Source organism: Haloprofundus salilacus (assembly GCF_020150815.1).
Classification (GTDB): Archaea; Halobacteriota; Halobacteria; order Halobacteriales; family Haloferacaceae; genus Haloprofundus; species Haloprofundus salilacus.
The window spans coordinates 278,519-301,938 of the sequence record NZ_CP083723.1; the positions used below are offsets into that span (position 1 = coordinate 278,519).

The 23,420-nt window shown below is 66.4% G+C and carries 21 protein-coding genes; 13 read left to right on the forward strand and 8 right to left on the reverse strand.

Going from position 1 to position 23,420, the window contains the following annotated elements:
• Nucleotides 1-3: 3 nt before the first annotated feature.
• Both LAQ58_RS01275 and LAQ58_RS01280 read right to left on the reverse strand, forming a co-directional pair.
• Entirely contained in the window at nt 4-1,152 is a 1,149-nt protein-coding gene (locus tag LAQ58_RS01275; protein WP_224448817.1) for an Ig-like domain-containing protein, read from the reverse strand.
• Nucleotides 1,153-1,238: 86 nt separating this feature from the next.
• Nucleotides 1,239-2,414, reverse strand: a complete 1,176-nt coding sequence (locus LAQ58_RS01280; RefSeq protein ID WP_224448818.1) for an Ig-like domain-containing protein — start codon at nt 2,412-2,414, stop codon at nt 1,239-1,241.
• A 297-nt stretch (nt 2,415-2,711) separates the two neighbouring features.
• Here LAQ58_RS01280 and LAQ58_RS01285 point away from each other — a divergent pair, with 297 nt between their 5' ends.
• Entirely contained in the window at nt 2,712-3,797 is a 1,086-nt protein-coding gene (locus tag LAQ58_RS01285) for a pyridoxal phosphate-dependent aminotransferase (protein WP_425490725.1), read from the forward strand.
• 138 nt (nt 3,798-3,935) lie between these two features.
• Here the strand turns inward: LAQ58_RS01285 and LAQ58_RS01290 are convergent, their stop codons facing one another.
• Nucleotides 3,936-5,213 (reverse strand): M20/M25/M40 family metallo-hydrolase, encoded by a 1,278-nt coding sequence (locus LAQ58_RS01290; protein ID WP_224448820.1) that lies wholly within the window; start codon nt 5,211-5,213, stop codon nt 3,936-3,938.
• Nucleotides 5,214-5,370: 157 nt separating this feature from the next.
• Here LAQ58_RS01290 and LAQ58_RS01295 point away from each other — a divergent pair, with 157 nt between their 5' ends.
• The 7 genes from LAQ58_RS01295 (at nt 5,371) to LAQ58_RS18875 (ending at nt 12,452) form a co-directional block, all read left to right on the forward strand.
• Nucleotides 5,371-6,756, forward strand: a complete 1,386-nt coding sequence (locus LAQ58_RS01295) for an FAD-binding oxidoreductase (RefSeq protein ID WP_224448821.1) — start codon at nt 5,371-5,373, stop codon at nt 6,754-6,756.
• Between the two features lie 137 nt (nt 6,757-6,893).
• Nucleotides 6,894-8,003: an ABC transporter substrate-binding protein gene (locus LAQ58_RS01300; protein ID WP_224448822.1), complete on the forward strand. Its 1,110-nt coding sequence runs from the start codon at nt 6,894-6,896 to the stop codon at nt 8,001-8,003.
• A 5-nt stretch (nt 8,004-8,008) separates the two neighbouring features.
• Nucleotides 8,009-9,121: an ABC transporter ATP-binding protein gene (locus LAQ58_RS01305; protein WP_224448823.1), complete on the forward strand. Its 1,113-nt coding sequence runs from the start codon at nt 8,009-8,011 to the stop codon at nt 9,119-9,121.
• Nucleotides 9,121-10,041: an ABC transporter permease gene (locus tag LAQ58_RS01310; RefSeq protein ID WP_224448824.1), complete on the forward strand. Its 921-nt coding sequence runs from the start codon at nt 9,121-9,123 to the stop codon at nt 10,039-10,041. Before LAQ58_RS01305 ends, LAQ58_RS01310 begins: the two co-directional genes overlap by 1 nt.
• Nucleotides 10,038-10,871 (forward strand): ABC transporter permease, encoded by an 834-nt coding sequence (locus tag LAQ58_RS01315; protein ID WP_224448825.1) that lies wholly within the window; start codon nt 10,038-10,040, stop codon nt 10,869-10,871. The genes LAQ58_RS01310 and LAQ58_RS01315 overlap by 4 nt, the downstream gene beginning before the upstream one ends.
• A 173-nt stretch (nt 10,872-11,044) precedes the next feature.
• Nucleotides 11,045-12,115, forward strand: coding sequence for an archaeosine biosynthesis radical SAM protein RaSEA (locus LAQ58_RS01320; RefSeq protein ID WP_224448826.1), 1,071 nt, complete (start codon nt 11,045-11,047; stop codon nt 12,113-12,115).
• Between the two features lie 214 nt (nt 12,116-12,329).
• Complete coding sequence (locus LAQ58_RS18875) at nt 12,330-12,452, forward strand: hypothetical protein (protein WP_255594981.1); 123 nt, start codon at nt 12,330-12,332, stop codon at nt 12,450-12,452.
• 290 nt (nt 12,453-12,742) lie between these two features.
• Here LAQ58_RS18875 and purQ read toward each other — a convergent pair whose 3' ends face one another.
• Nucleotides 12,743-13,423, reverse strand: coding sequence for a phosphoribosylformylglycinamidine synthase I (gene purQ, locus LAQ58_RS01325; RefSeq protein ID WP_224448827.1), 681 nt, complete (start codon nt 13,421-13,423; stop codon nt 12,743-12,745).
• Entirely contained in the window at nt 13,420-13,674 is a 255-nt protein-coding gene (gene purS / locus LAQ58_RS01330) for a phosphoribosylformylglycinamidine synthase subunit PurS (protein ID WP_224448828.1), read from the reverse strand. The genes purQ and purS overlap by 4 nt, the downstream gene beginning before the upstream one ends.
• Nucleotides 13,675-13,991: 317 nt before the next feature.
• Here purS and LAQ58_RS01335 point away from each other — a divergent pair, with 317 nt between their 5' ends.
• Entirely contained in the window at nt 13,992-14,969 is a 978-nt protein-coding gene (locus LAQ58_RS01335) for a formyltetrahydrofolate deformylase (RefSeq protein ID WP_224448829.1), read from the forward strand.
• Between the two features lie 26 nt (nt 14,970-14,995).
• On the opposite strand, the gene LAQ58_RS01340 is transcribed toward LAQ58_RS01335, so the two are convergent.
• Complete coding sequence (locus LAQ58_RS01340; protein ID WP_224448830.1) at nt 14,996-16,012, reverse strand: phosphoribosylaminoimidazolesuccinocarboxamide synthase; 1,017 nt, start codon at nt 16,010-16,012, stop codon at nt 14,996-14,998.
• 185 nt (nt 16,013-16,197) lie between these two features.
• Between LAQ58_RS01340 and LAQ58_RS01345 the strand changes: the two genes are divergently transcribed.
• The 4 genes from LAQ58_RS01345 (at nt 16,198) to LAQ58_RS01360 (ending at nt 21,045) form a co-directional block, all read left to right on the forward strand.
• On the forward strand, nt 16,198-17,061 hold the full coding sequence (locus LAQ58_RS01345; protein WP_224448831.1) for an alpha/beta fold hydrolase: 864 nt from the start codon (nt 16,198-16,200) through the stop codon (nt 17,059-17,061).
• 215 nt (nt 17,062-17,276) lie between these two features.
• Nucleotides 17,277-18,974, forward strand: coding sequence for a thiamine pyrophosphate-binding protein (locus LAQ58_RS01350; protein ID WP_224448832.1), 1,698 nt, complete (start codon nt 17,277-17,279; stop codon nt 18,972-18,974).
• Nucleotides 18,975-19,085: 111 nt separating this feature from the next.
• Nucleotides 19,086-20,474: a 7,8-didemethyl-8-hydroxy-5-deazariboflavin synthase subunit CofH gene (cofH, locus tag LAQ58_RS01355; RefSeq protein WP_224448833.1), complete on the forward strand. Its 1,389-nt coding sequence runs from the start codon at nt 19,086-19,088 to the stop codon at nt 20,472-20,474.
• Between the two features lie 13 nt (nt 20,475-20,487).
• Nucleotides 20,488-21,045, forward strand: a complete 558-nt coding sequence (locus tag LAQ58_RS01360; RefSeq protein WP_224448834.1) for a metal-dependent hydrolase — start codon at nt 20,488-20,490, stop codon at nt 21,043-21,045.
• Nucleotides 21,046-21,085: 40 nt separating this feature from the next.
• On the opposite strand, the gene LAQ58_RS01365 is transcribed toward LAQ58_RS01360, so the two are convergent.
• The gene (locus tag LAQ58_RS01365) at nt 21,086-21,997 is read right to left on the reverse strand and encodes a mechanosensitive ion channel family protein (protein WP_224448835.1); all 912 of its coding nucleotides are present in this window, start codon (nt 21,995-21,997) and stop codon (nt 21,086-21,088) included.
• A 120-nt stretch (nt 21,998-22,117) separates the two neighbouring features.
• A complete protein-coding gene (gene cofG, locus LAQ58_RS01370; RefSeq protein WP_224448836.1) occupies nt 22,118-23,278 on the reverse strand; it encodes a 7,8-didemethyl-8-hydroxy-5-deazariboflavin synthase subunit CofG in 1,161 nt (386 codons plus the stop codon).
• Nucleotides 23,279-23,420: the final 142 nt, after the last annotated feature.

Below are 23,420 nucleotides of genomic sequence, written 5' to 3' on the forward strand. Positions count from 1 at the left end.
CGGTCATCCGGCGACCGACGACGGTACAGGTTGCGACACCCGAACCCGACCCTCTCCGTCGACGACGACGTACCATGGACCGACGGACGGGCAGGTGAGCCAGTCGTAGCGCTCGCTCGACCCGGTGTCCGCCCGAACGGTCAGCGCGAACGGACCGAGGTGGTCGAACAGGGCTGCGTCGCTCGCGTACCCCCCGGCGTTGAGGCGGTAACACCGCTCGATCGTCCGAGCCCCGTCGGTCAGCGGGTCGACTCGGACCGTCACATCGTGAGACTCGTCGTCATCGTTGACGAGGTGGCAGCGGCCGCTGTCGCCGCCACAGCCGAACTCGACGCCCTCCTCGGTGACCGTCGCGAACAGCTCCGGGACGACCGTTGGCCACGTTGTCCGCGCGGTCGACCCCTCGCTGGCGACGGTTACCGAGAGCGCCCGGTCGCGGCCGCCGACGGGGAGGACGAGACGCGCGTCGGGGGGGATACTGTAGCGCGACGTAACGGCCCTCCCGGCCGCCGCGAATGAGATTCGAACGGTTCGCCACCCGACGCCCCGATTGTCGACGCGGAGGGCCGGACCGGGACCGAACGCCTCGTTGACGGCGGAACTTGCGCCGACGGTGGGTCGGTCGACCGGGTCACCGGGCGCGGCTTCCCCGACGGCGCGGGAGACGGGCGGACACGTCGGCGTGCAGGTGACGACCGGTGTGAAGCGGACCTCGTCCTCGTCGAGCGCCACGTCGAGGTCGCTTCGCGCTCCCTCTACGACCCAGTCGTGAATCGCTCGCCGTCCGTCCGCCGTCTCGACGAAGAGGCGGTACGTACCAGCGGTCGCGACGATCGCCGGGTACGTAACCGTCCCGGCACGAGAGAGGGTCGCGCTCGCACGGAACGCTTCGGTCGACGAGTCGGCCGACGCGGAGCCGTCGCTTTCGCCCCTCCGAAGGTCGTCGACGGCGAGCGTCACGTACCGCTCGTCGACGCCGGCGTTTCGCACCCGCACGCCGCGCGGCGTGGGGAGCAACGCACCCGCTCCCCGGTACGGACCAGTGTCCTCCGCCCGCGCCGGTTCCGCGTTCGGGTCGCTGTCGGACCCGCCGCACCCGGAGAGTCCGGCGAGACCGACCGCAAGGACCGCGAGCAGTCGTCGCCGTCGCATACACGTCCGTCCGCCGCGGAGCCGTATGAACCCGCCGTCGGGCCAGCATCTCGTTTTCCCTTGCGTCCACCGTGTGGTGGCGTCGCTCAGCGCGGGATTCCCTGGTCGAGGAAGAATCCTCCGTCGTCGACAAGAACGGTAATCGGACTGTGCGGCGGGCACGCCCACCACGTCGTCGACGCCGAAGCCCCCGTCTCGCTTTCGACGGTGAGTTCGTACTGCCCCGCCTCGGCGACGGGGCGAAGCTCTCGACGCTCGTCGGGCGCGACGGTTCGTCGCTCGTCGAACAGCGTCACGCGGTCGTCGTTCCGGTCGCTCACGCTGCTTCCGTCGCCGCCGTCGCCATCGTCACCCTCGACGCGTATCCGGACGGTCTGCCGAACGTCGCCGCGGTTGTCGAGCCACAGCACCGGGTTCGCGTCCCCGCAGGTGACCCGCCGGCTCGGCCCGAGGACGACCCGCTTTTCGAACTCCTGGGGGACATGCCACTCCGTCTCGGTTCGCTGCCCATCGTTTTCGTCGCGATTTTCCCCGGTTTCGTCGCCGACGACGACGGTGTACGTGCCGCTTCGGTACGTCGTCGGGACCGTAAGGCGACTTCTGGCGGGCACGCGATAGCGGTAGTCGAGCAGCGTCTGCCCCGAGAGCGACACTGCAAGCGAGACCCGTCGCTCCTCGACGGTCGGATTGTCCAGCGTCACGACCGCGGGCTGGTACCACAGCGAGACGCCGCTGCCGGTCAGCGGCAGGTCTTCGGTCGCCGTCCCGCCGAGCGAGAGCGGGCAGTCCGGACGACAGCGGGCGAACCGCCGAAAGACGGTTTCCGACTCGTCGACGTCGACCGCCAGCCCCTCTAACTCGGCGACGACCGTCCACTCGAACTCGGTCCGGTCGCCCGCGTCCGTCTCGACGAGGACGCGGTAGCGACCCTCGGCCAAGGGTATCTCCGGGAAGCGGCGCTCCTGTCCCGACGGGAACGTCCGACTCTCCGCGAACGCCGTCACCCCGTCGGCCGCACGTTCGACGACGAGTGTGACGTACGTCGCCTCGCGGCGGAGATTTCTGACCGCGATTCGCTGGTCCGACCGCGGTTCCTCGGCCGACTCTTCCCTCGTCGACTCCGACACGTCTGCTGTGGTCGCCGCTTCCGTTTCCAACGAGGGTGTTGTCGTCTCGTCGTCACTTTCGGGGAACCGGTCGCCGCACCCCGCAGTCGTCGTGAGACCGGCGACGATCGCTGCGAGGAGCGCGCGTCGGCGCATACGTCCGGTGAGGGTTGCGCGCGTAAATAGCTCCGGCGGAAGGGGTCACGGCGGACGAAGCGCAGACGACCGTCGCCACCGTCGCAACCGTCGAATAGATGACTGTCGCGACCGCCGAATCGGCGACCGTCGCGCCTCTCGGTCGTTCCCGTGAAGTGTTCTGAAAACTGACTCACAGGTGGCGTGGCAATTTAAATACTGTCTCCGAGGACCTTGGCCATGCCAACGACACTCGGACCGGGGCTACGCGTCGGAGCCGACCGGACCAGCGGCGTGAACGAGTCGGTCATCCGCAAGATGACCAGAGCGGCGCTGCGGGAGGGTGCAATAAACCTCTCGCAGGGGATTCCCGACGAGGAGGAGACGCCGCCGGCGGTGAAGGCTGCCGCGAAGGAGGCCATCGATTCAAGCAGCCAGTACACGCTCACGTGGGGGCTCCCCGAGCTCCGCGAAGCCGTCGCCGACCGCTACGAGGCGTGGAAGGGCGTCCGCTACGACCCTGAGACGGAGGTAACCGTCACCTGTGGGACGAGTGAGGCGATCATGTCCACGCTGCTCGCACTCTGCGGCGAGGACGACGGCGTCATCTACTTCGAACCGACGTACGAGAGCTACATTCCGGCGATCCGCTTCGCGGGGGCGCGGGGCGTCCCCATCGACATCACCGACGGGCTGACCGTCGACCCCGACGAACTGCGGGCGGCCGCGAAGGACGCGTCGGTGCTCCTGTTGAACACCCCACAGAACCCGACCGGGAAGGTGTTCGGCCGCGACGAGCTCCGCGAGATAGCGGCCGTCGCCGAGGCGGAGGACCTCGTCGTCGTCACCGACGAGATATACGAGCACATCGTCTACGCCGACGACTACGTGAGCCCGGTGACCGTCGGCAACCTCGCCGAGCGGACGGTCGTCTGTACGGGGATGTCGAAAACCTACAGCGTCACCGGCTGGCGTGTCGGATTCGCGCTCGCGCCCGACTGCCTCTCGGCGGAACTGCGCAAGATACACGACTACACGAGCATCTGCGCGCCGACGCCGTTTCAGCGGGCCGGTGTTGAGGCGCTCTCGCTGCCCGACGACTACTACGTGGAGCTCTCGGACTCCTACGAGGCCCGACGCGATCTGCTCTGCGACGGCCTCGCCGACGTCGGTCTCGACCCGGTCGTCCCCGACGGCGCGTACTACGTGATGGTCCGCTACGGCACCGACGAGAGCGACACGGCGTTTGCCCGCCGACTCGTCCGTGAGGCCGGCGTAGCGACGGTCCCCGGCAGCAGTTTCTACACCGACGGGGAAGCGGACTGGGTCCGGTTCACCTTCTCGCGGAACGAGCCGACGCTCCGGGAGGCGCTCGACAATCTCGCCGAGAACCGCTGGTGGTGAGCGTCGTCGTCGGGCGTCGATAGCGACGAACGTTGGCGGCGGACGTCGGTAGTGGCGAGTGTTCGTAGTGCCGAGCGTCGGTAATCGAACGTCGGCGGCAGTCGAACGTCGCCGACGGTGAACGCGGAGGATCCCGCGCTATGTCGCAGAAGAGAGGAACCGCCGGGCCGTCTCCGCGAGCACCTCGCCCGCGTCGAGCACTTCCGACCACTGTATCGTCTCGTCGGGGAAGTGCGCCTGATTTATCGAGCCCGGTCCGAACAGCACCGTCGGGATGCCCGCGGCGACGTAGTGCCGCGAGTCCGCGCCGTACGTCTCGCCGAGCGGCTCGGCGTCGGGCAGTCCGTGCTCGCGCATCGACCCCCGGAGCGCGGCGACCACCGGTTCGTCGGGGGATATCTCCGCCGCCTCGAACTGCACGGAGAAGCGCTCGAACGTCGGCGGATGCGCCGAGAGCCACTCGCTGTCGGCGACGACATCGTCAAGCGCCGCGCGAAACTCGGCCTCGACCTCGTCGACGGTCTCTACCGGCGCGACGCCGAGTCTGAGTTCGGCGACGAGTGACGCCGGCACGCTCGACGCCCACGACCCGGCCTGCACGGTGCCGATGTTGACAGGCCACGGGTTCTCGAAGCGCTCGTATAGCGGGTGGGTAACGCGCTCGGCGCGCTCGGCCTCCAGTTGCTCGAACGCTGCCCGAATGCGCTCGAAGTGCGGGAGGACCGACTCGCCGTTCCACGTCCGCGCCGCGTGCGCCGACCGGCCGGCGAGTTCGAGGCGCATCATCACGCTGCCCTCCGTCGCCACCAGCGCCTCGAGCTCGGTCGGCTCGGTGACGATTGCGGCGTCGCGCTCGAAGGGGTACGGATTGTCCATCGCAGCCGCCGCCGCGCCGACGCCACCGTCCTCCTCGCCGGCGACGCTTTCGACGACGAGTCGGCCGTCGAGGTCGAGTTCGCCCGACTCAACGGCGTCGCGCACCGCCAGCGCGGCGAAGATACCGACCGCTGTCCCGCACTTCATGTCGGCCGCGCCGCGGGCCGTGAGCCGCTCGCGCGCCTCGTCCCACGTCGGCTCGAAGGGGTCGCTCGACCACTGGTCGGCCTCCGCAGGAACGACGTCGACGTGGCCGTTGAAGACGAGCGTCGGCCCGGCGTCGGGGTCGCCGAACTCCAGTACGCCGCCGACGCTGGGACGGTCGGCGACCGCCTCAGCGGAGAGGTCGTCGGGGAACGAGGGGTGCCCGGCGAGGCGCTCGGGGTCGGCCGTCCAGACGTAGGTCTCGAAGCCCAACTCCTCCAGCTGGGCCGCTAGCCACTCCTGGGCCGGGCGCTCGTTCCGGTCGGTCGTGTCGAACGCAAGAAAAGTCTCGACGAACGTCCGAAGGTCGTCGTCGTACTCGGTAGCGAATGTCATAGATGGGAGATGGTTTCCTGTTCGTGCGAGCAACGACGTGATAAATTTGGCGACCCGGTCGGAGTTTAGTCAGCGAGCCGAACGGTTGCGGCTCCGTGGCGCTCGGTCGGTCGGGTCGGTCCCACAGTGTTAAGACGACGCTGTGCGACCGTTTGCCATGACTACGGACTGTTCGTTTCTCGCGGAGCTCGACCTGCGCGACGACCAGGTGTCGTTCGCGGCGGCCGACAGGGACCACCGCGGCACCGACTGGGGGACGAAGGAGAGCGAGGCCGCACCCCCCGACGCGGTCGTCTGGGCGGAGTCGACGGCCGACATCGCCGCGGTCCTCGCCGCCGCCGACGAGCGCGGGGTGCCCGTCACGCCCTACGCCGCCGGCACCGGCATCGAGGGGAACGCGGTGCCGACCGCCGGGGGCGTCAGCCTCGACACGACCCGGATGGACCGCGTCCTCGACGCTCGACCCGACGACCTGCAGGTTGACGTCGAACCAGGGGTCGTCGGTGCGGCGGTCGATGACGCTGTCGCCGGCCACGGGCTCTTCTTCCCCCCGCTCCCGACGTCGGGTGACATCGCCACCGTCGGCGGGATGATTGCGACCGACGCCAGCGGGATGCGCACGGTGAAGTACGGGACGGTCGGCGACTGGGTGCGCGAGCTCGAAGTCGTCCTCGCCGACGGGACGGTGCTCACCGTCGGAACGAAGGCCGCGAAGACGTCGAGCGGTTACAACCTCCGCGACCTCGTCGTCGGCAGCGAGGGGACGCTCGCGGTCGTCACGCGAGCGACGCTCCGCCTCGCGGGCCTCCCCGAGCAGGTCCGCGGCGCACGGGTGGTCTTCAAGACCGTCGACGACGCGGCGGCGGCGGTGGCCGACGTCGTCCGCTCCGGCGTCGACGTCTCCGCCATCGAACTGCTCGACGCGGCGAGCGCACGCATCGCCAACGCCTACGTCGGCGCGTCGCTGCCGGACCGGCCGATGCTCTTCGTTGAACTCCGCGCGAACCACGGCGTCGACACCGAACTCGAGTTCTGCCGCGAGGTCGTCGCCGCCCACGACCCCATCGCATTCGAGACCGCCGACGGTGCAGCGCTGAACGACCTCTGGGAACTCCGCCGCGAGCTCGCCGACGCCGTGCGGGCGTTCGACCCCGACCTCCAGTCGGTCCACCCCGGCGACGTGGCCGTCCCCGTCAGCCGCTATCCGGAGCTCCTGCGCGGCGTCGCTCGGCTCGCCGAGCACCACGACTTGCTGATTCCCTGCTTCGGCCACGCGGGCGACGGCAACGTCCACTTCGACGTGCTCGTCGACCCGAGCGACGAAGCGGCTGTAGCGCTCGGCGAGCGCGTCTTCGCCGAGGTCGTCGACCTGGCCATCGAAATGGGCGGCACCGCGACGGGCGAACACGGCATAGGTCGCGGCAAGCGGCAGTTCCTGCGCTCGGAACACGGCGAGGCGGGGGTCAGGACGATGCGAACGGTGAAGCGAGCACTCGACCCGAACGGGACGCTCAATCCGGGGAAGGTGCTCCCCGACGACTGAACGGCATTCGAAAACTCACGAGAGAACCGTCTTTCGGTGAACTCTCGTGACACTCCGGTACCGTCTCCCGTTATTGTTGCTCAAATGTCACCATTTGTTTCGCGAAGCTATTTAACAGGGGCGCAGAAAGTGGTTCCATGACACGCAATCACGTACTCGGGCGCCGAAACGTGCTGAAGGCGACCGCCGGTGCAGCGGCGGCAGGGCTCGCCGGATGTCTCGGCGGCGGGGACGGCGGCGACTCGCGGACGCCGATGGACGTCACGGAGTGGCCGCCGGAGGACCTCGAAGGCAATCTAAACCTCTGGAACTGGTACGACGACTGGGCGGAGTACGCCAAGGAGGAGTTCGGCAATCAGTTCGATGTCACCGTCACCAACAGCGGCTTCTCTTCGCCGGACCAGTGGTACTCGAGGCTTCAGGCCGGGAACGAGGAGATGGACAACATCGCCGCGACGACGAACTGGGTTGAGCGGTCGATTGAGAACGATTACCTGCACGAACTCCCGGTCGACATCATGCCCGCGTGGGAGAACATCACTGACCGCGTCAAGGACGTAAGCTCGTACCAGCAGGACGGCAAAGTGTACGCAATCCCCGAGGCGCTGGTGCTCTACCCGCTGACGTACAACGACGAGCACTTCGACAGCGCCCCGTCATCGTGGGACGTTCTCTGGGACGAGTCGCTCGAAGGACAGATCATGATGTGGGACAACAGCACCGTCTCCTGTCAGATCGCGGCGCTGTACACCGGACAGGACCCCGTCGAGCCCGACGACTTCGGCGAGATCGAGGAGGTGCTCAAACAGCAGAAGCCGCTGCTGCGCACTTACTGGGGCGACTACCAGCAGGGGATGAGCCTCTTCGTCAACGAGGAGGTCGTCGCCGGACCGCTGACGATGGGCCGAACGTACACCGCCCGGTTCGGCGAGGGCGCACCGGTCCACTACACCGCTCCCGAGGAGGGGGCGATGTTCACGAGCGACCTCTTTGTCATCCCGAAAGGCGCGCCGAACCCGATGGCTAGCCTCCAGTTCACTAACTGGGGGTCCCAGAAGAAACACGCGGCCAAACTGTTCGAGACGATGGGCTACATGCCCGCCGTCGATATCGAGGACCAGCTCTCCAAAGAGGACCGCGAGTTCACGAACTGGCCCGACAGCTGGAACCTCATCTTCCAGGAGACGCTCTCCGACGAAGTCCGCTCGCGGTTCGACGAGATCTGGACCGCGGTCAAAGCCGCCTGATAGCAATGTCACTGCTCACTGTTCGCAATCTGACCAAGGAGTTCGGCGACCTGACCGCGGTGAACGAGGCCTCGTTCGACATCGAGGACGGCGAGTTCGTCTCGATTCTCGGGCCGAGCGGGTCGGGGAAGTCGACCATTCTCCGGATGGTCGCGGGCTTCGAGGAGCCGACGGCGGGCTCAATCGAACTCGATGGCGCCGAGGTGATCGGGACGCCGCCGTTCGAGCGCGACCTGAACATGGTGTTCCAGAACCTCGCGCTCTTTCCGCACCTCACGGTCGCGGAGAACATCGGCTATGGGCTGAAACAGTCGAGCGTCCCGAAGGCCGAGCGCAAGGAGCGGACCGAGGCGATGCTGGAGATGGTCCACCTCGAGGGCTACGGCGACCGCGACCCCGACGAGCTCAGTGGCGGCGAACAGCAGCGTGTCGCGCTCGCTCGCGCGCTCGTGAACGAGCCCGCGCTCGTGCTGTTCGACGAGCCACTCTCCTCGCTCGACCGCAAGCTTCGCCAGCACATGCAGACTGAGCTACAGCGCATCCAGTCGGAGACGGGAATCACGTTCCTCTACGTCACGCACGACCAGGAGGTCGCCCTGTCGGTCTCCGACCGCCTCGTCGTACTCAACGACGGCCACGTCGAACAGATCGGGGCGGTCGAGGAGCTCTACGACGAGCCGGCGACCGCGTTCGTCGCGGACTTCATCGGCGACGTCAACGCCGTCGACGCGACGGTCCGCGGCCGTGACGACGAACGGCTGGTCGTCGAGACCGCCACCGGAACCGCGGCCGTCGACGCGCCCGCCGAGGGCCGGTGGAGCGCCGGCGACCGAGTGTCGCTCTGCGTCCGACCGCATGAGGTCCGCCTCTCCGAGACGGCCACCGAGTCGCGCGCGTTCGCGTCGACCGGCACCGTCCGGACACGGAGCTACCACGGCAGCGACGTCGTCTACACCGTCGACACGCCCTGGGGGACGCTCACGGCGAACGTCCGCGGCGAGGAGTTCGCCGTCGACGACGAGGTCGTCGTCGGGTGGAACGCCGACGACGTGCACCTGTTCCCGGCCGAGGCGGCCGACTCCTCCGAGACAGGCCAACTGACCGCGGAGGGGGACTGATGGGCGATACCGAGTCGACGGAGCGAGGGCCCGGCGGTCTCGCCGGTCGCGTACGCGGAATCACCGACTTCGCGCGCGAGCACCCGCGGGTCCGGAGAGGGCTCATCGCGGGACCGCCGACGACGTTTCTCGTGCTGTTCTTCGCGCTGCCAATCTTGACGATGCTCGTCATCTCCTTTCGGGCAGGCGACATCAACGGCCCGTTCACGCTTGACAACTACACGAACTTCCTGACCTCGGACACCTACCGTACTGTCCTCTGGCGGACGCTACTCGTCACCGTACAGGTGACCGCGGTCGTCACCGTCGTCGGCTACGCGCTGGCGTACAGCATCGTCCGATTCTCGCGGCGAACGACGCTGCTGCTCCTGCTCGTCATCCTCCCATTCTGGACGAGCTACATCATCCGGATGTACGCGTGGATAAACATCCTGCAGAGCGGCGGTGTCCTCGACTCGACGCTCCTGCTGTTGAACGTCATCGACCAGCCCATCGGGGTGCTCTACTCGCAGACCGCCGTGCTCGTCGGCTTCACCTACGTCTGGCTGCCGCTCGCGGTGCTCCCCTTCTACGCGTCGTTGTCGAACATGGATCCCGACCTGATCGAGGCTGCCAAGGACCTCGGCGCGGGGCCGCTGAAAGCGTTCTTGACGGTGACGCTCCCGACGACGCTCGACGGCGTCGTCACGGGCGTCATCCTCGTCTTTATCCCCACGTTCGGCTCGTTCATCACGCCGCGGCTGCTCGGCGGGACGGACAACATCATGATTGGGATGGTCATCGAGAACCAGTTCAAATCGGCGTTCAACTACCCCTTCGGCGCGGCCATCGGCATCGTCATCTCCGCCGTCGTCGTCGTCCTGCTCGTGCTCGGTGCCCGCGTCGGCGCGGGGAACCTTCAGGGAAGTGACGGCCAATGAGCCTGCTCGACGGCGCGCTCCTGCCGGTCGAGCGGTTCCTCCAGCAGCACGGCGAGCGCCTGGCGCAGGTCGTGACGGTCGCGGTCTTCGCCTTCCTCTGGCTCCCCATCGGAGTGCTCGTCGTCATGTCGTTCGCGGCAGGCGGCGTGCTCTCGTTCCCCCCGCAGGAGCTGACGCTGCGGTGGTACGGCGTCTTCCTCTCGAACGACACCGCCATCCAGGCCATCGGGCTGACGCTGCGCATCAGCGTCGTAGCGACGCTCGTGACGGTCACGCTCTCGACGCTCATCGCCTATACTGTCGACCGGTTCGCGTTCCGGGGGCGGAGTTTGATCCAGCTGCTGGCGACGCTCCCTATCGTCGTTCCGCTCGTCGTCACCGGCGTCGCGCTGGTGCTGTTCTTCGGCACCGTCGACCTCGGGTCGAGCTACTGGGAGATCGTCGTCGCCCACGTGGTCCGGACCATTCCCTTCGCGACGCTCGTCATCATCCCGACGTTCCTCACGTTCGACCGAGGGCTCGAAGAGGCCTCGAAGGATCTGGGTGCCGACGAACTGCAGACGTTCCTGCAGGTGACGCTCCCGAACGTCTTCCCCGGCATCCTCGCCGGCGGTCTCCTGGCGTTCACCATCTCGTTCAACGAGTTCGTCTTCACCTACTTCGTGAAGGGGTCGGGCCAGTCGACGCTCCCGGTCTACATCTGGGACCAGATTCGGTACAACGTCACCCCCGAGGTGAACGTCATCAGCGTCGTCTTCCTGCTCGTCGCCGTCTCGATGGTGCTCGTCGCCGTCTCACTGACGCGCGTCGACCTCATCGCCCGCCGGTAGCGGCGCCGGCTCTCCTCCGGCGCTCTCGGATCTCGCGTCGCAGCGGGCGCTCGACCGAATCACCACCGTTGACATTCCGCCAAATCACTACTGCTGACGCTCCGCCGAACTACCACCGCCGACGCTCCGCCCAGACGAAGCCGATATACCCGCGGACGGATTACTCCGGCGCAATGAGTGAACCGAGTCCCGATGTGTACGAACGGGGGCGCGGAATGGACGCGCACAACAAGGTGATGCGCGAGATTCGCGGCCTCAAGGAGAAACACTACGACCCGCACGAACCGACGCGGGTGTGGATAGACGAGGACAACACGCCGAGTGGCGTCTACCAGTCGCTCACCATCATCCTCAACACCGGCGGCTGTCGCTGGGCACGCGCCGGCGGCTGTACGATGTGCGGCTACGTCGCGGAGTCCGTCGAAGGCGGCACGGTCGAACACGAGGCGCTGATGGACCAGATTCAGGTCTGTCTCGACCACGAGGCAGAACGCGCCGACGAGAAGTCGCCACTAATCAAAATCTACACCTCCGGGTCGTTTTTGGACGAGCGCGAAGTCCCCGCCAAGACCCGAGAGGCCATCGCCGAGACGTTCTCGGACCGCGAGCGCATCGTCGTCGAGTCGCTGCCCGACTTCGTGGACCGCGAGAAACTCGACGACTTCGTCTCGCGGGGGTTGGACACCGACGTAGCCGTCGGTCTCGAAACCGCGACTGACCGCGTCCGCCGCGACTGCGTGAACAAGTACTTCGCCTTCGACGATTTCATCGCCGCCAGCGAGGAGGCCGACGCCGCGGGCGCGGGCATCAAAGCCTACCTCCTGATGAAGCCGCCGTTCCTCTCCGAGTCGGAGGCCATCGAGGACATGAAATCCTCCGTCCGACGCTGCGCGGAGTACGCCCACACCGTCTCGATGAACCCGTGTAACGTCCAGCGCTACACGATGGTCGACGAACTCCACTTCCGCGGCGGCTACCGCCCACCGTGGCTCTGGTCGGTTGCGGAGGTACTTCGCGACACCGCCGACGCCGACGCCATCGTCGTCTCTGACCCCGTCGGCCACGGTTCCGACCGCGGCCCGCACAACTGCGGCGAGTGCGACGACCTCGTCCAGAAGGCGATCAAGGATTTCGACCTCCGACAGGACCCATCGGTGTTCGAGCAGGTCGACTGCGACTGCAAGGGGACGTGGCGCGCCGTCGTCGAAGAGGAGACGAGTTACGCGATGCCGCTGGCGAAGTGAGACGGCGACTGGCACGGCCAGAAGCCGAGATGGCGTAGACGTACAGTCGCTTTCTCGACGAACTCGGTAACGGCTCTCCCACCCGTGTAAGCGGCCGTTTACGCCCGCGTAGGCTGTTCATAGTGATACCGGATGCCGTACTACGCCCGAGTAGCAGTCGGACGGCCCTGCGACGGCGGACTTACCGCCCGTCGGTCGTCTCGACATCTCGACTATGAAACAGACGCAAGGAAGCTACAAGGCGGTGTACTGCTCCGACGGCTGGTTGGAGATTCGCGATGAGCAGAACGCTGAAGGCTGGATATCGACCGACTCGCCCGTGCCAGTGACGACGTGAGGCTCACCCTTTCTCGCTCGAGTCGCAACCGGTGCAGGAGCGGTTTGGCCGATTCGGCCCAGCGGGAGGGAGTATTCGACAGTGCCGTTCCCTATTCGACACTCTAGAGCTAATAGCGGATTCTTCCGAGTTCCGCCTCGTCTCGACGGTCCGTTCTTTCCTCTTTCTACACCGTATTTCTTTCACTATTTCTCGAGGGGGTTGTAGGGCCGAACTGGTTCCTTCGGATAACTGCGGCTATCCTCGTCGCCGTATACTGGTTCTTCAAAACGTAGCTTCCGCGATCGCGGTTACTGCTCCGCGAAGCCACGAAGGATGCCCGCGCCGTCGGTTCCCCCCACGTCGGCGAGCGTCGCGCGTTCGGGGTGCGGCATCAACACCGCGACGCTCGCTCGCTCGCCGAGAATCCCGGCGACGTTGGCGGTCGACCCGTTCGGATTCGCCTCGTCGGTGACGTTGCCGTCGGCGTCGCAGTAGCGGAACAGCACTCTGCCCGCTGCTTCGAGCGCTTCGTACCGCTCGACCGATATCTCGAAGCGACCCTCGCCGTGGGCGATGGGCACCTCGATGACCTCGCCCTCGTCGTAGGCGGCGGTCCACGGCGTCTCCGCGTTCTCGACCCGCAGGTGGACGAGTTCGCACTGGAAGCGCGCGCTCCGGTTCGTCGTGAACGCACCCTCTGTCAGTCTCGACTCGCAGCCGACCTGCGCCCCGTTGCAGACACCTAAAACGGGAACGCCGCGTTCAGCGGCGTCACGGACCTCGTTCATGATGGGGGACTGGGCGGCCATCGCGCCCGCGCGGAGGTAGTCGCCGTAGGAGAAGCCGCCGGGGAGCATCACGCCCGTCGCGTCCTCCGGGAGACCGTCCTCGTGCCAGACGCGTTCAGTGTCGATGCCGAGGTGGGTGAGCGCCGCCACCGCGTCGCGGTCGCAGTTCGACCCGCCGAACTGTACTACGGCGACCGTCATTCGGCTTCCTCGACCACCACGTCGTAGTCGTGGATAGTCGGATTCGCCAGCAGTCGCTCGGCCATCTCGTCGGCGCGTTCCTCGGCGTCCGCGGCGGAGTCGGCGTCGACGTCCACCTCGAAGCGGTCCGCCGAGCGCAACCCCTGCAGTTCGAAGCCGAGTCGTTCGAGCGCGCGCTTCGTCGTCTCCGCCTCGGGGTCCAACACGCCACGCTTCAGTCGGACGGTCACCGTCGCGGTGTACGCGGTCATCGTCCGACTCTGCGCGGTCGTGGGTAAAATGGCTTTTGGATGTGCGACAATAGTCACGTTTGTGTATATCGCTCGGGCGAGGCGCGAACGAGGATCCGCTCTCTCGTGTCGTTCGTGAGCGACCGTCGGGGCCGAATATCACTCGTGAGCGTTAATTTGTGTAATCGGTGTATTGTCCAAAAATGCTGGAAAGCGGGCGCCTATCGACTAATTAATCGTCGCTTGTGCGCGCGAATCGTTGTCGCGAACGGAAGACGTATACTCAGTTATGGCCCACATTACCACGTGTTCACTCCCGGTTCCCAGGTGATGAGAGCATGACCCGAGAGTTGACTGAGATTACTGTCATCGGCGAGGACAAGACGGGCCTCGTCGCGCGTATTACGTCTCTTCTATTCGACCGCAGTATCAACATCGAAGATATCGACCAGGCGGTCCGCGAGGGAATCTTCCGGATGACGCTGCATGCCGACACGAGCGAGATGGTGTGCACGCCCGAGACGCTCCGTGCGACGCTCGACGAACTTGCGACCGAACTCGACGTGGACATTCGCGTTCGGTTCCCCGCCGACCGCGAGACGAAACGTCTCGCAGTCCTCGTGACGAAGGAGTCGCACTGCCTCGAAGCGATGTTCGAGGCGTGGGCCAACGACGAACTCGGCGCCGACATTGGCGTCGTCATCGGGAACCACGACGACCTCCAACCGCTCGCCGAACACTACGACGTGCCGTTTCACGACATCGGCGACAAGAAGGGCGGCGCCGACGAAGGGGAATTGCTCGACCTGCTCGACGAGTACGACGTAGACCTCATCGTTCTCGCCCGCTACATGCGCATCCTCTCGCCGAACGTCGTCTTCCGCTACGAGGACCGCATCATCAACATCCACCCGAGCCTCCTCCCGTCGTTCCCCGGCGCAGCCGCCTACCGGCAGGCGAAGGAAGAGGGCGTCCGAATCGCAGGCGTCACCGCCCACTACGTGACGACCGACCTCGATCAGGGACCCATCATCACACAGCGCGCCTTCGACGTGCCCGACGATGCGACGGTCGCCGAGATAAAAGAACGCGGGCAACCGCTCGAAGCCGACGCGCTGCTCGAAGCGGTCAAACTCCACCTCGAGGACGCGCTGACCGTCCACCGCGGGCGGACGAGTCTTCGCGACAGCGACGACATCGACTACCAACTCGGTCTCTCGCGGGAAGCGCAGGAAGCGAACCCGGACCGTCCGGTCGACGGGAAACTGCCGTCGGCGGTTCGCAAGCGAGCGGAAGCCGACGCCAGCGACGACTGACCGCCGAAAACCCCAAAAATCGACCGCTACAGATCGCGGACCGCGTCGACGGCCTCGTCCAGTTCGGGTGCGCCAAACCAGTCGTAGTCGGTGTACGCGTTCGTCCCGGCGGCGTACATCTCCGAAACGGTGTCGACGACTGAGTTGGGGAGCGCCGGTGGCTCGGCGTCGCACAACGCGCGCCAATCCGGATCGTCGCGCCGGTCCGCCTCGGCTTTTGCGTCGCTCACGGCGTCGACCCACTCCGGATGTTCGCGCTTGTAGTACTGCCGAACGACTTCCTTCGACATCTCCTGTCCTTCGTAGCTGAATCGGTTCTCGTCGAACGTTCCGACTACGTCCGCGACTTCTATCGATCCGTCGTGGTAGAGACACTCGATTTTCCCGTCCTCGTGGACGAGTCCCGCGCGGTCGGCGCGCTCGGTGAGAATGTGGTTCACCGCGAACGCCAACTCTTCGAGGCGGTCGATTTCGGCCGGGCCGGAGATGGCGTCGGCCTCGTCCCGCGAGAGGTAGCGGTCGCGCTCTTCGAACTTCGTGGAGAACTCGACGACCGGTTCGGGGAGTTCCACCACCCCGTCGGGCCACGAGTCGTAGTCGAGACCGTAGTCGGCGGGGTCACCGCGCGACCGGAGGCTCGACCCCACGGGAACCGTGTTCCGGAAGACGATTTCGAGCGGGATCAGGTAGTTGTTCCCGACTGCGTCGTAGAACCCTTCGTAGTCGTAGCCGTCTTCGTACCGGAGGTTCGGCACCTGTACGAGATTGATAGCCATCTCGCGCGGTGGTTCGGTCGTCTCGCCGAGTTCGCGTTCCTCGCCGTCTTCGACCACTCCCCGATAGTGCGTCGGGATGTGGTTCACGTCGAGCAACTCGAAGTTGTACGCGCCCATCGTACAGAGACTCGCCCCTTTCCCCGGGATCTCGTCGGGCATCTTCCCCCAGTCGAAGACCGAGTAGTCGTCGGTGAAGACGAAGCTCCCCCGGCCGAGTGAGTCGGCCGTCGGTTCCTCGGTCACGCGGAACTCCTTGACGCTCGTCATAACTGAACACGCGACCGCCCGGCGTATCAATGTTTCACTTTCGTGCTTTATAGTTCGATTTCGTCAGCCTATTTTATGCACGTGTATGCTTGTCCGCCGACGCGGTTCGACTCCGCTCGCTCGGCGGAACCCCAGATGACAGATCAGGCCCGACCTACTTTGTGCTCCTCGCCATCGCTTGTCACATGGACGACACCTCGACGCACGAGGAGTGGAGCGACGCGCAGGAGACGACGACGGTCGAAGTCGACGACCACGAACTCCGGGTCGCCTACTACGAAGCGGGGACGGACCACGACGAGCCTCCGGTCGTCTTCCTCCACGGCATCCCGACATGGTCGTTCCTCTGGCGCGGCGTCGCCTCGGCAGTCGCCGAATCTCGGCACGTCGTCGCCCCAGATCTCGTTGGCTACGGAAACTCGACGATGCGCGACGGGTTCGACCGCTCGATTCGCGCGCAGGAGGCGATGTTGGAGTCGCTACTCGACGAACTGAACGTCGATTCCGTCACGCTCGTCGGCCACGACATCGGCGGCGGCGTGGCGCTTCGCTACGCCACGCACAACCCCGACGCCGTCGACCGACTAGTGTTATCGAACGCCGTCTGTTACGACTCGTGGCCGGTGGAGTTCGTCGCGTCCCTCGGCGTGCCCAAGAACGCCGAGAAGATGGACGACGACGAACTCGAAGCGCAACTCGACGGCGCGTTCGAGGACGGGTTGTACGAGGACGACCCGGACCCGGCGTTCGTCGAGGGGATGAAAGCGCCGTGGCTCGGCGACGGCGGGAAGACGGCGCTGTCACGGGCGGCCGTCTCGACGAACACGAACCATACGACCGAACTCGACTACGATGCGATAGCGGCGGAGACACTGCTGCTGTGGGGCGGTGACGACCAGTTCCAACCCGTCTCGTACGCCGAACGACTGGCCGACGACGTCGACTCGACGGAGTTCGTCGAACTCGACCGAGCGTACCACTGGGTGACCGAGGACCGACCCGACGTGTACCGTGACGAGCTACAGACATTTCTCGACGGTACGGAGTAGCTGCTGACAGGCAACTCGACTTCGCCCGCGAGTGGCGCGTTGCGCACCCGCCCTCGACCGACTCGCGGCAGTTCGTCAGCTCATACGGGGTTTGGTCCCGCTATCGCTGATAAACGTCCGCGCCGCGTGGGGTGGATCGTTGGGGGGCTCTCGGAGAATGTGTTGACTGCCACCGACACCCGAGAGTATTAGCCTCGCGACCGCACCCTTACCGTATGACCGACGGCTACACCGGCGCGGATCTCTTCGTCGACGCGCTCGAACAGTACGGTGTCACGCACCTCTTCGGCAACCCCGGTACGACGGAACTACCGGTGATGCGGGCGCTGGAGGACAGCAATCTCGACTACGTTCTCGGCCTCCACGAGGACGTCGCCGTCGGCGCGGCGGCGGGTTACGCGAGTACCCGCCGGTATCACAGCCACCACGACTCCGACGTTCTGCCGGTCGGCGTCGTCAACCTCCACGTCACGCCGGGACTCGCGCACGGTCTCGGCAACCTCTACGGCGCGAGCGTCGCCGGCGCACCGCTCATCGTCACCGCGGGCAACCACAGTACCGACTTCCGCCACGAGGAACCCATCCTCTCGGGCGACCTCCGCGAACTGGCCGACCAGTTCTGCAAGTGGTCCGACGAGGTGCGCGACGTGACCGCGCTCCCGACGATGCTCCGCCGGGCGTTCCGCGTCGCGCTCACGCCGCCGACCGGTCCGGTGTTCCTCGCACTGCCGCTGGACGTGATGATGACCGAGACCGACGCCGACCCGGAGCGATTGGGACCGGTTCCGAACGCGGGTCGCGGCGACCCGACGCAATTGGAGCGCGCCGCCGATCTCCTCGCCGACGCTGACGACCCCGTTCTGGTCGTCGGCGACGAAGTCGCTCGCGCCGGAGTCGACGCGGTGGACGCCGCCGTCGAACTCGCAGAGGCGGCAGGAACGCGCGTCCACGGGGAGATTCTCTCCTGCGAGGTGAACTTCCCCGGCGACCACCCGCAGTGGGTGTCGCACGTGCCGCCGGACGAGGGACTCGCGTCGACGTTGATGGACACCGACACGCTCGTCTTTGCCGGAATCTCCACGCACACGACGCTGACGCGCCACGAGAAGCCGCTCGTCCCCGACGACGCGACGTGTCTCCACCTCGGTCCCGACGCCTGGGAACTCGGCAAGAATCAGCCCGCGGACGCGGCGGTGCTGGGCGACGTCGGCCTCGTATGTTCGGAACTCGCGGTGCGCGTTCGTGAGCGCGTCGGCGACGACGAACGCGAGGCGCGACTCGAACGCGTCGACGCGACGAAGCAGGCGGTCGAACAACGGCTGCGCTCGCTCGGGACCGGGGATTCGAACGACGCCGACGACCCCCGCGCCTCGAAAGCCGAGCTAGTCGATGCGATTCGCGCCGCGGTCCCCGACGCCTACGTCGTCGACGAGGGCGTCACCTCGAAGTACGTGATGCTCACACGATGGCCGTTCGCACCCGAACAGTACGTCTCGAACAAGGGCGGCGGTCTCGGCTACGGACTCCCGGCGTCTGTGGGCGCGGCTGTCGCCGAGAGCCAGCGCGACGACCCGCGGACCGTCCTCGGATTCGTCGGCGACGGCTCGTACCTCTACTATCCGCAGACGCTGTACACGGCGGCGCGCTACGACCTCGATCTCACCGTCGTCGTCTCCGACAACCGAAACTACCGCATCCTGAAAGACAACGCACTCGGCCTGTTCGGCGGCGACGAGGATGACTACGAGTTCGTCGGCATGGATTTCGAACCGGCGGTCGACATCCCGACGAACGCCGAGAGCCACGGCGCTCGCGGTCGGCTAGTCGACTCGCCGGACGAGATCGAGGACGCGGTTCGAGCGGCCGTCTCTCGTCCGGGACCGGACGTGCTGGACGTGCTCGTCCACGACTGAGCGGGCAGTTGCGTGACAGGCGATGGGTGACGCTCGTGCGAGTGACGACTTTCGGGGTGCGGGTTGCCGACGACCACCTGACTTTTACCGGTCGCGGCGGTGGGAGTTCCTATGAGCGACGCGCCAGCGCCGGACGCCGGGCGCGGTCCGACTGGGCCGACGGCGTTCGACTTCGAATACGTGCCCGAGACGGACCAGTCGTTCGAGAACGCGCTGGCGAAAGCCCGAGACGGCGAGCGACTCACCGTCGACGACGGCGTCGAACTGCTGACTACCGGTACCGAGAACGACGGAATCGACCCGGTACGCAAGGAACTCGTGCTGGAGGCCGCCGACCGCCGCCGCGCCGACGTCGTCGGCGAGGACGTGACGTTCGTCGCGAACCTCAACAACAACGTAACGACGGCGTGCAACACCGGCTGTCTGTTCTGCAACTTCAAGGACAGCTCTCACGCCTTCGAGAGCGACTCCAGCGCCGACCACGGAGGCTTCACGAAGACGCCCGCGGAGTCGAGAGCCGTCGTCGAAGACGCCCTCGACACGGGTATCTACGAGGTGACGTCGGTATCGGGACTCCATCCGGCGTTCGCGCTCGACGACGAACACCACGAGATTCTGCGCGACTACGACGACGCCGCGCGGACGGTGAACTACAAGCCGCCGGAGCGCTACGAGACGGACCCCGGGACGTACCTCGAACAGATGGAGGCGATGTCGGTCGGCGGCGTTCACCTCCACTCGATGACACCCGAGGAGGCGTACCACGCTCGCCGCGGCACCGACTGGTCCTACGAGTCCGTCTACCACAAACTCCGGGATGCCGGACTCGACTCTGCGCCCGGAACCGCGGCCGAGATTCTCGTCGACGAGGTGCGCGAGGTCATCTGTCCGGGGAAAATCGACTCGCAGGGGTGGGTCGACGCGATGGAAGGAGCGATTTCGGCCGGACTGGACGTGACAGCGACCATCATGTACGGCCACGTCGAAAACGAAATGCACCGCGTGATGCACCTGAAGGAGATTCGCGACCTGCAGGACCGAACCGGCGGTATCACCGAGTTCGTCCCGCTGTCGTTCGTCCACCAGCAAACGCCGCTGTACGAGCGCGGCGTCGTCACCGGCGGGGCCTCCGACGCCGAGGACGAACTACTCATCGCGGTGTCCCGCCTCTTCCTCGACAACGTCGACAACGTCCAGTCGTCGTGGGTGAAGTACGGCGACGAGAAGGGGCTGAAACTGCTCAACTGCGGCGCGAACGACTTCATGGGGACGATTCTCTCCGAGGAGATCACTAAGCGCGCGGGCGGCGAGTACGGCGAGTTCCGCTCGTTCGACGACTACGTCGAGATGCTGTCGGCCATCGGCCGCCCTCCGGTCGAGCGGTCGACCGACTACCGGACGCGCCGCCGAATCGACCCCGACGACGGCCCACACGGCCCGATGCTCGGCCCGCGCGCCGACGGGACGCCGATGCTCGACCGCCGGGAGTCGCCAGAGTGAGGCCGACCGCGCGATGATGAGCCCAACCCACATCGCGACGGGCGTCGTCATCGCCGCCCCTTTCGCGATTTTCGCGCCCGAACTCGCGCCGCTCGCCGCCGTGAGCGCGATGGCCGGGGGCGTCTTCCCGGACCTCGACCTGTTCGTCGGCGTCCACCGAAAGACGCTGCACTTCCCCGTCTACTACTGGGGAGCAGTCGCTTTGGCGGGCGTTCTCGCCGTTCTCGTGCCGACGACGGCGACACTCGCCGCCTTCTTCTTCTTTCTCTCGGCGGCAGTCCACTCCGTCGCCGACTGGTTCTGCGGCGGCAACGAACTCCGTCCGTGGGAGAACACCTCCGAGCACGCCGTCTTCGTCCACCCGCTCGACCGATGGCTCCGGCCGAAGCGACTCATCCGGTGGGACGGGTCGCCGGAGGACCTCGCGCTGACGGCGGTGCTGTCGCTTCCCGGTCTCTTTCTCTTCGAGGGGCCGGTCCGTCTACTGACGGCGGCGACGCTTGTCGTCGCCGTCGTTTACGCCGCCGTCAGAAAGCGGGTCCCGGATCTCGCGCCGTGGTTGGCCGAGTGAGTCGACGTTGACGCAGGCCGACGACGGACGGCGTCCGCGCTCAGTCGTCGGCGGGCGTCTGCGCGCGCTGCGTCGTCAGTTCACCGCCGAGGTCGACGCTGCCCGTGAGCTGTCGGTACGGGTACGGCATGTCGATACCCTCGGCGTCGAGTCGTTCTTTGACGTTCTGGACGACGTCGGATTGGACGCGGACGAAATCCGAGCGGTTCGGGTTGTCGACCCAGAAGCGCGTGTTGAGACCGACGTAGGAGTCCTCCAGTTCGGTCACACGGATGTCGGGTGCGGGGTCGTCGAGCACCTCGGGGATCCGACCGACCTCGTTGAGAATCGCGGCCTTCGCCTGGTCGATGTCGTCCTCGTAGCCGATGCCGAAGACGAACTGCTGTCGGAGGCGGTCGTAGGCGACGGGGTTCTTCAGCGGGTTGTTTGCGAGTTCGCCGTTCGGGACGGTGATTCGCTCGTTGTCGAACGTCCGGACGCGCGTGACCCGGAGGTCGATGTCCTCGACGCGGCCCGTGATGTCGCCGACTTCGATCCAGTCGCCGACCTCGAACGGCTTGTCCTTGAGGATGAAGATTCCGGCGACGAAGTTGCCGAGCAGGTCCTGCGCGGCGAAGCCGACCGCGAGTGCGAGCGCCCCTCCGAACACGCCGAGCGCGGCGATGACGGTGCCGAACCCGGCCAGCATGAGACCGACCGCGAGCGCGAGCACCCAGACGACCGCAGCCATAAGGCTGTCCGCGAGAGTGCGAACCGTCTCGTCGTGGCCTTGCTGTCTGAGCACGCGGTCGACGAGCGGCACGAGAACAGCCCGTCCGAGAACGAGCGTGACGGCGATGCCGAGAACGAACAGCACCGCCGGAACGAGATACTGTTGGATAAGTTCGCCGAGCGTGAGCCCTTCTATCGGTATCGTCTGTAAGGCGACCGTAGCGACTGACTGAAACGACATGTACACCCTACGTTCGCACCGTCACGTCATTACTTCCCGGGAAGAACTCACCTAATCGAACCGTTTTCGCGCCTTCTGCGGCGTTGTCGAGCGAGTCGAACGGCGCGTCGAGGCTACCACCTACTCTGAAAGCAGCGCCCGGTAGCGCCGGCCGGCGTCGTCGTCGGCGCGAAGCGCCGCGTGAATCCGAGTCGAGAGCCACTCTGTCCCCGCGGCGGCCGACAACACAGACCGCTCCGTCACGTCGTCGTGCGCGTTTCCCCCGTCTCCACCGAGATCCGACGGCAGAAACCGCTCGTATACCGGCAACCGCTCGCGGAGCGGGACGCCGGCACCGGCGGCGATGTCGCGGAGTTCCTCGAGCGCGGGCCACCCGTAGTCGGGGTTGATGTAGTCGTCCGTCACCGGCGACACCCCACCGAGGTCGTCGACGCCGCAGTCGAGCAGTTCGCGGGCGGGCGAGAGGTTCGGCGGTATCTGCACTGAGACCTCCTCGGGGAGCGTGACGCGCGCCATCGCGACGACGCGGCGCATCGTCTCGACGCTCGGCGTCTCGTAGTCGGAGCGCTCGTTCGGGACGACGTTCTGGACGATCACCTCCTGGACGTGGCCGTGGCGCTCGTGGAGTTCGCGGATTGCGAGCAGGCTCTCGGCGCGGTCGCGCCACGTCTCGCCGATACCGACGAGGAGTCCGGTGGTGAACGGCACGTTCGCGCGTCCGGCGGCGCGGATGGTGTTCAGGCGCTGGCCGGGTGTCTTCCGGCGCGTCCCCGAGTGCGCCGACACGTCGGCGGTCGTCTCCAGCATCACGCCCATCGAAGCGTTGACCTCGCGCAGGCGCTCGAACTCCGACTCGGTGAGGTCACCGGGGTTTGAGTGCGGCAGCAGTCCCTCTTCGAGCGCGATTTCGCAGGCGTGGTAGAGGTAGTCGAGAATCGAGTCGTAACCCCACTCGTCGAGCTGGTCGTGAATCACCTCGTAGCGCGCGTCTGGTTTGTCGCCGAACGTAAAGAGCGCCTCCGTGCAGCCCGCGTCAGCGCCCATGCGGAGCGTCTCTCGGATGTCCTTTGGCGACATGAGCGTCGCCTGTCCCGGCACGTCGTAGTAGGTACAGTACGTGCAGGTGTAGCGACACGCCGTCGTCAACGGGAGGAAGACGTTCCGCGCGTAGGTCAGCGCCGGAGCGGCGTCCGCGTCGTCGGGCGTCACCGACAGCAGTCGCTCCACCTCGGCGTCGTCGACGGCGATGTCTACGTCGTACTCGTCGGCCGCGGGAAACACGTTGAGGCGTGGTACGCCACCGAACAAAAACGTATCACTCCCCGGCAACCCGCGAGGGGGGAGGGCAGGGGTACGATCGCGAGTTGGCGAACAGGCAACGTTTCGGCGTCTCCTCGTATCGCGAGGGGTTCGCCGCGCACCC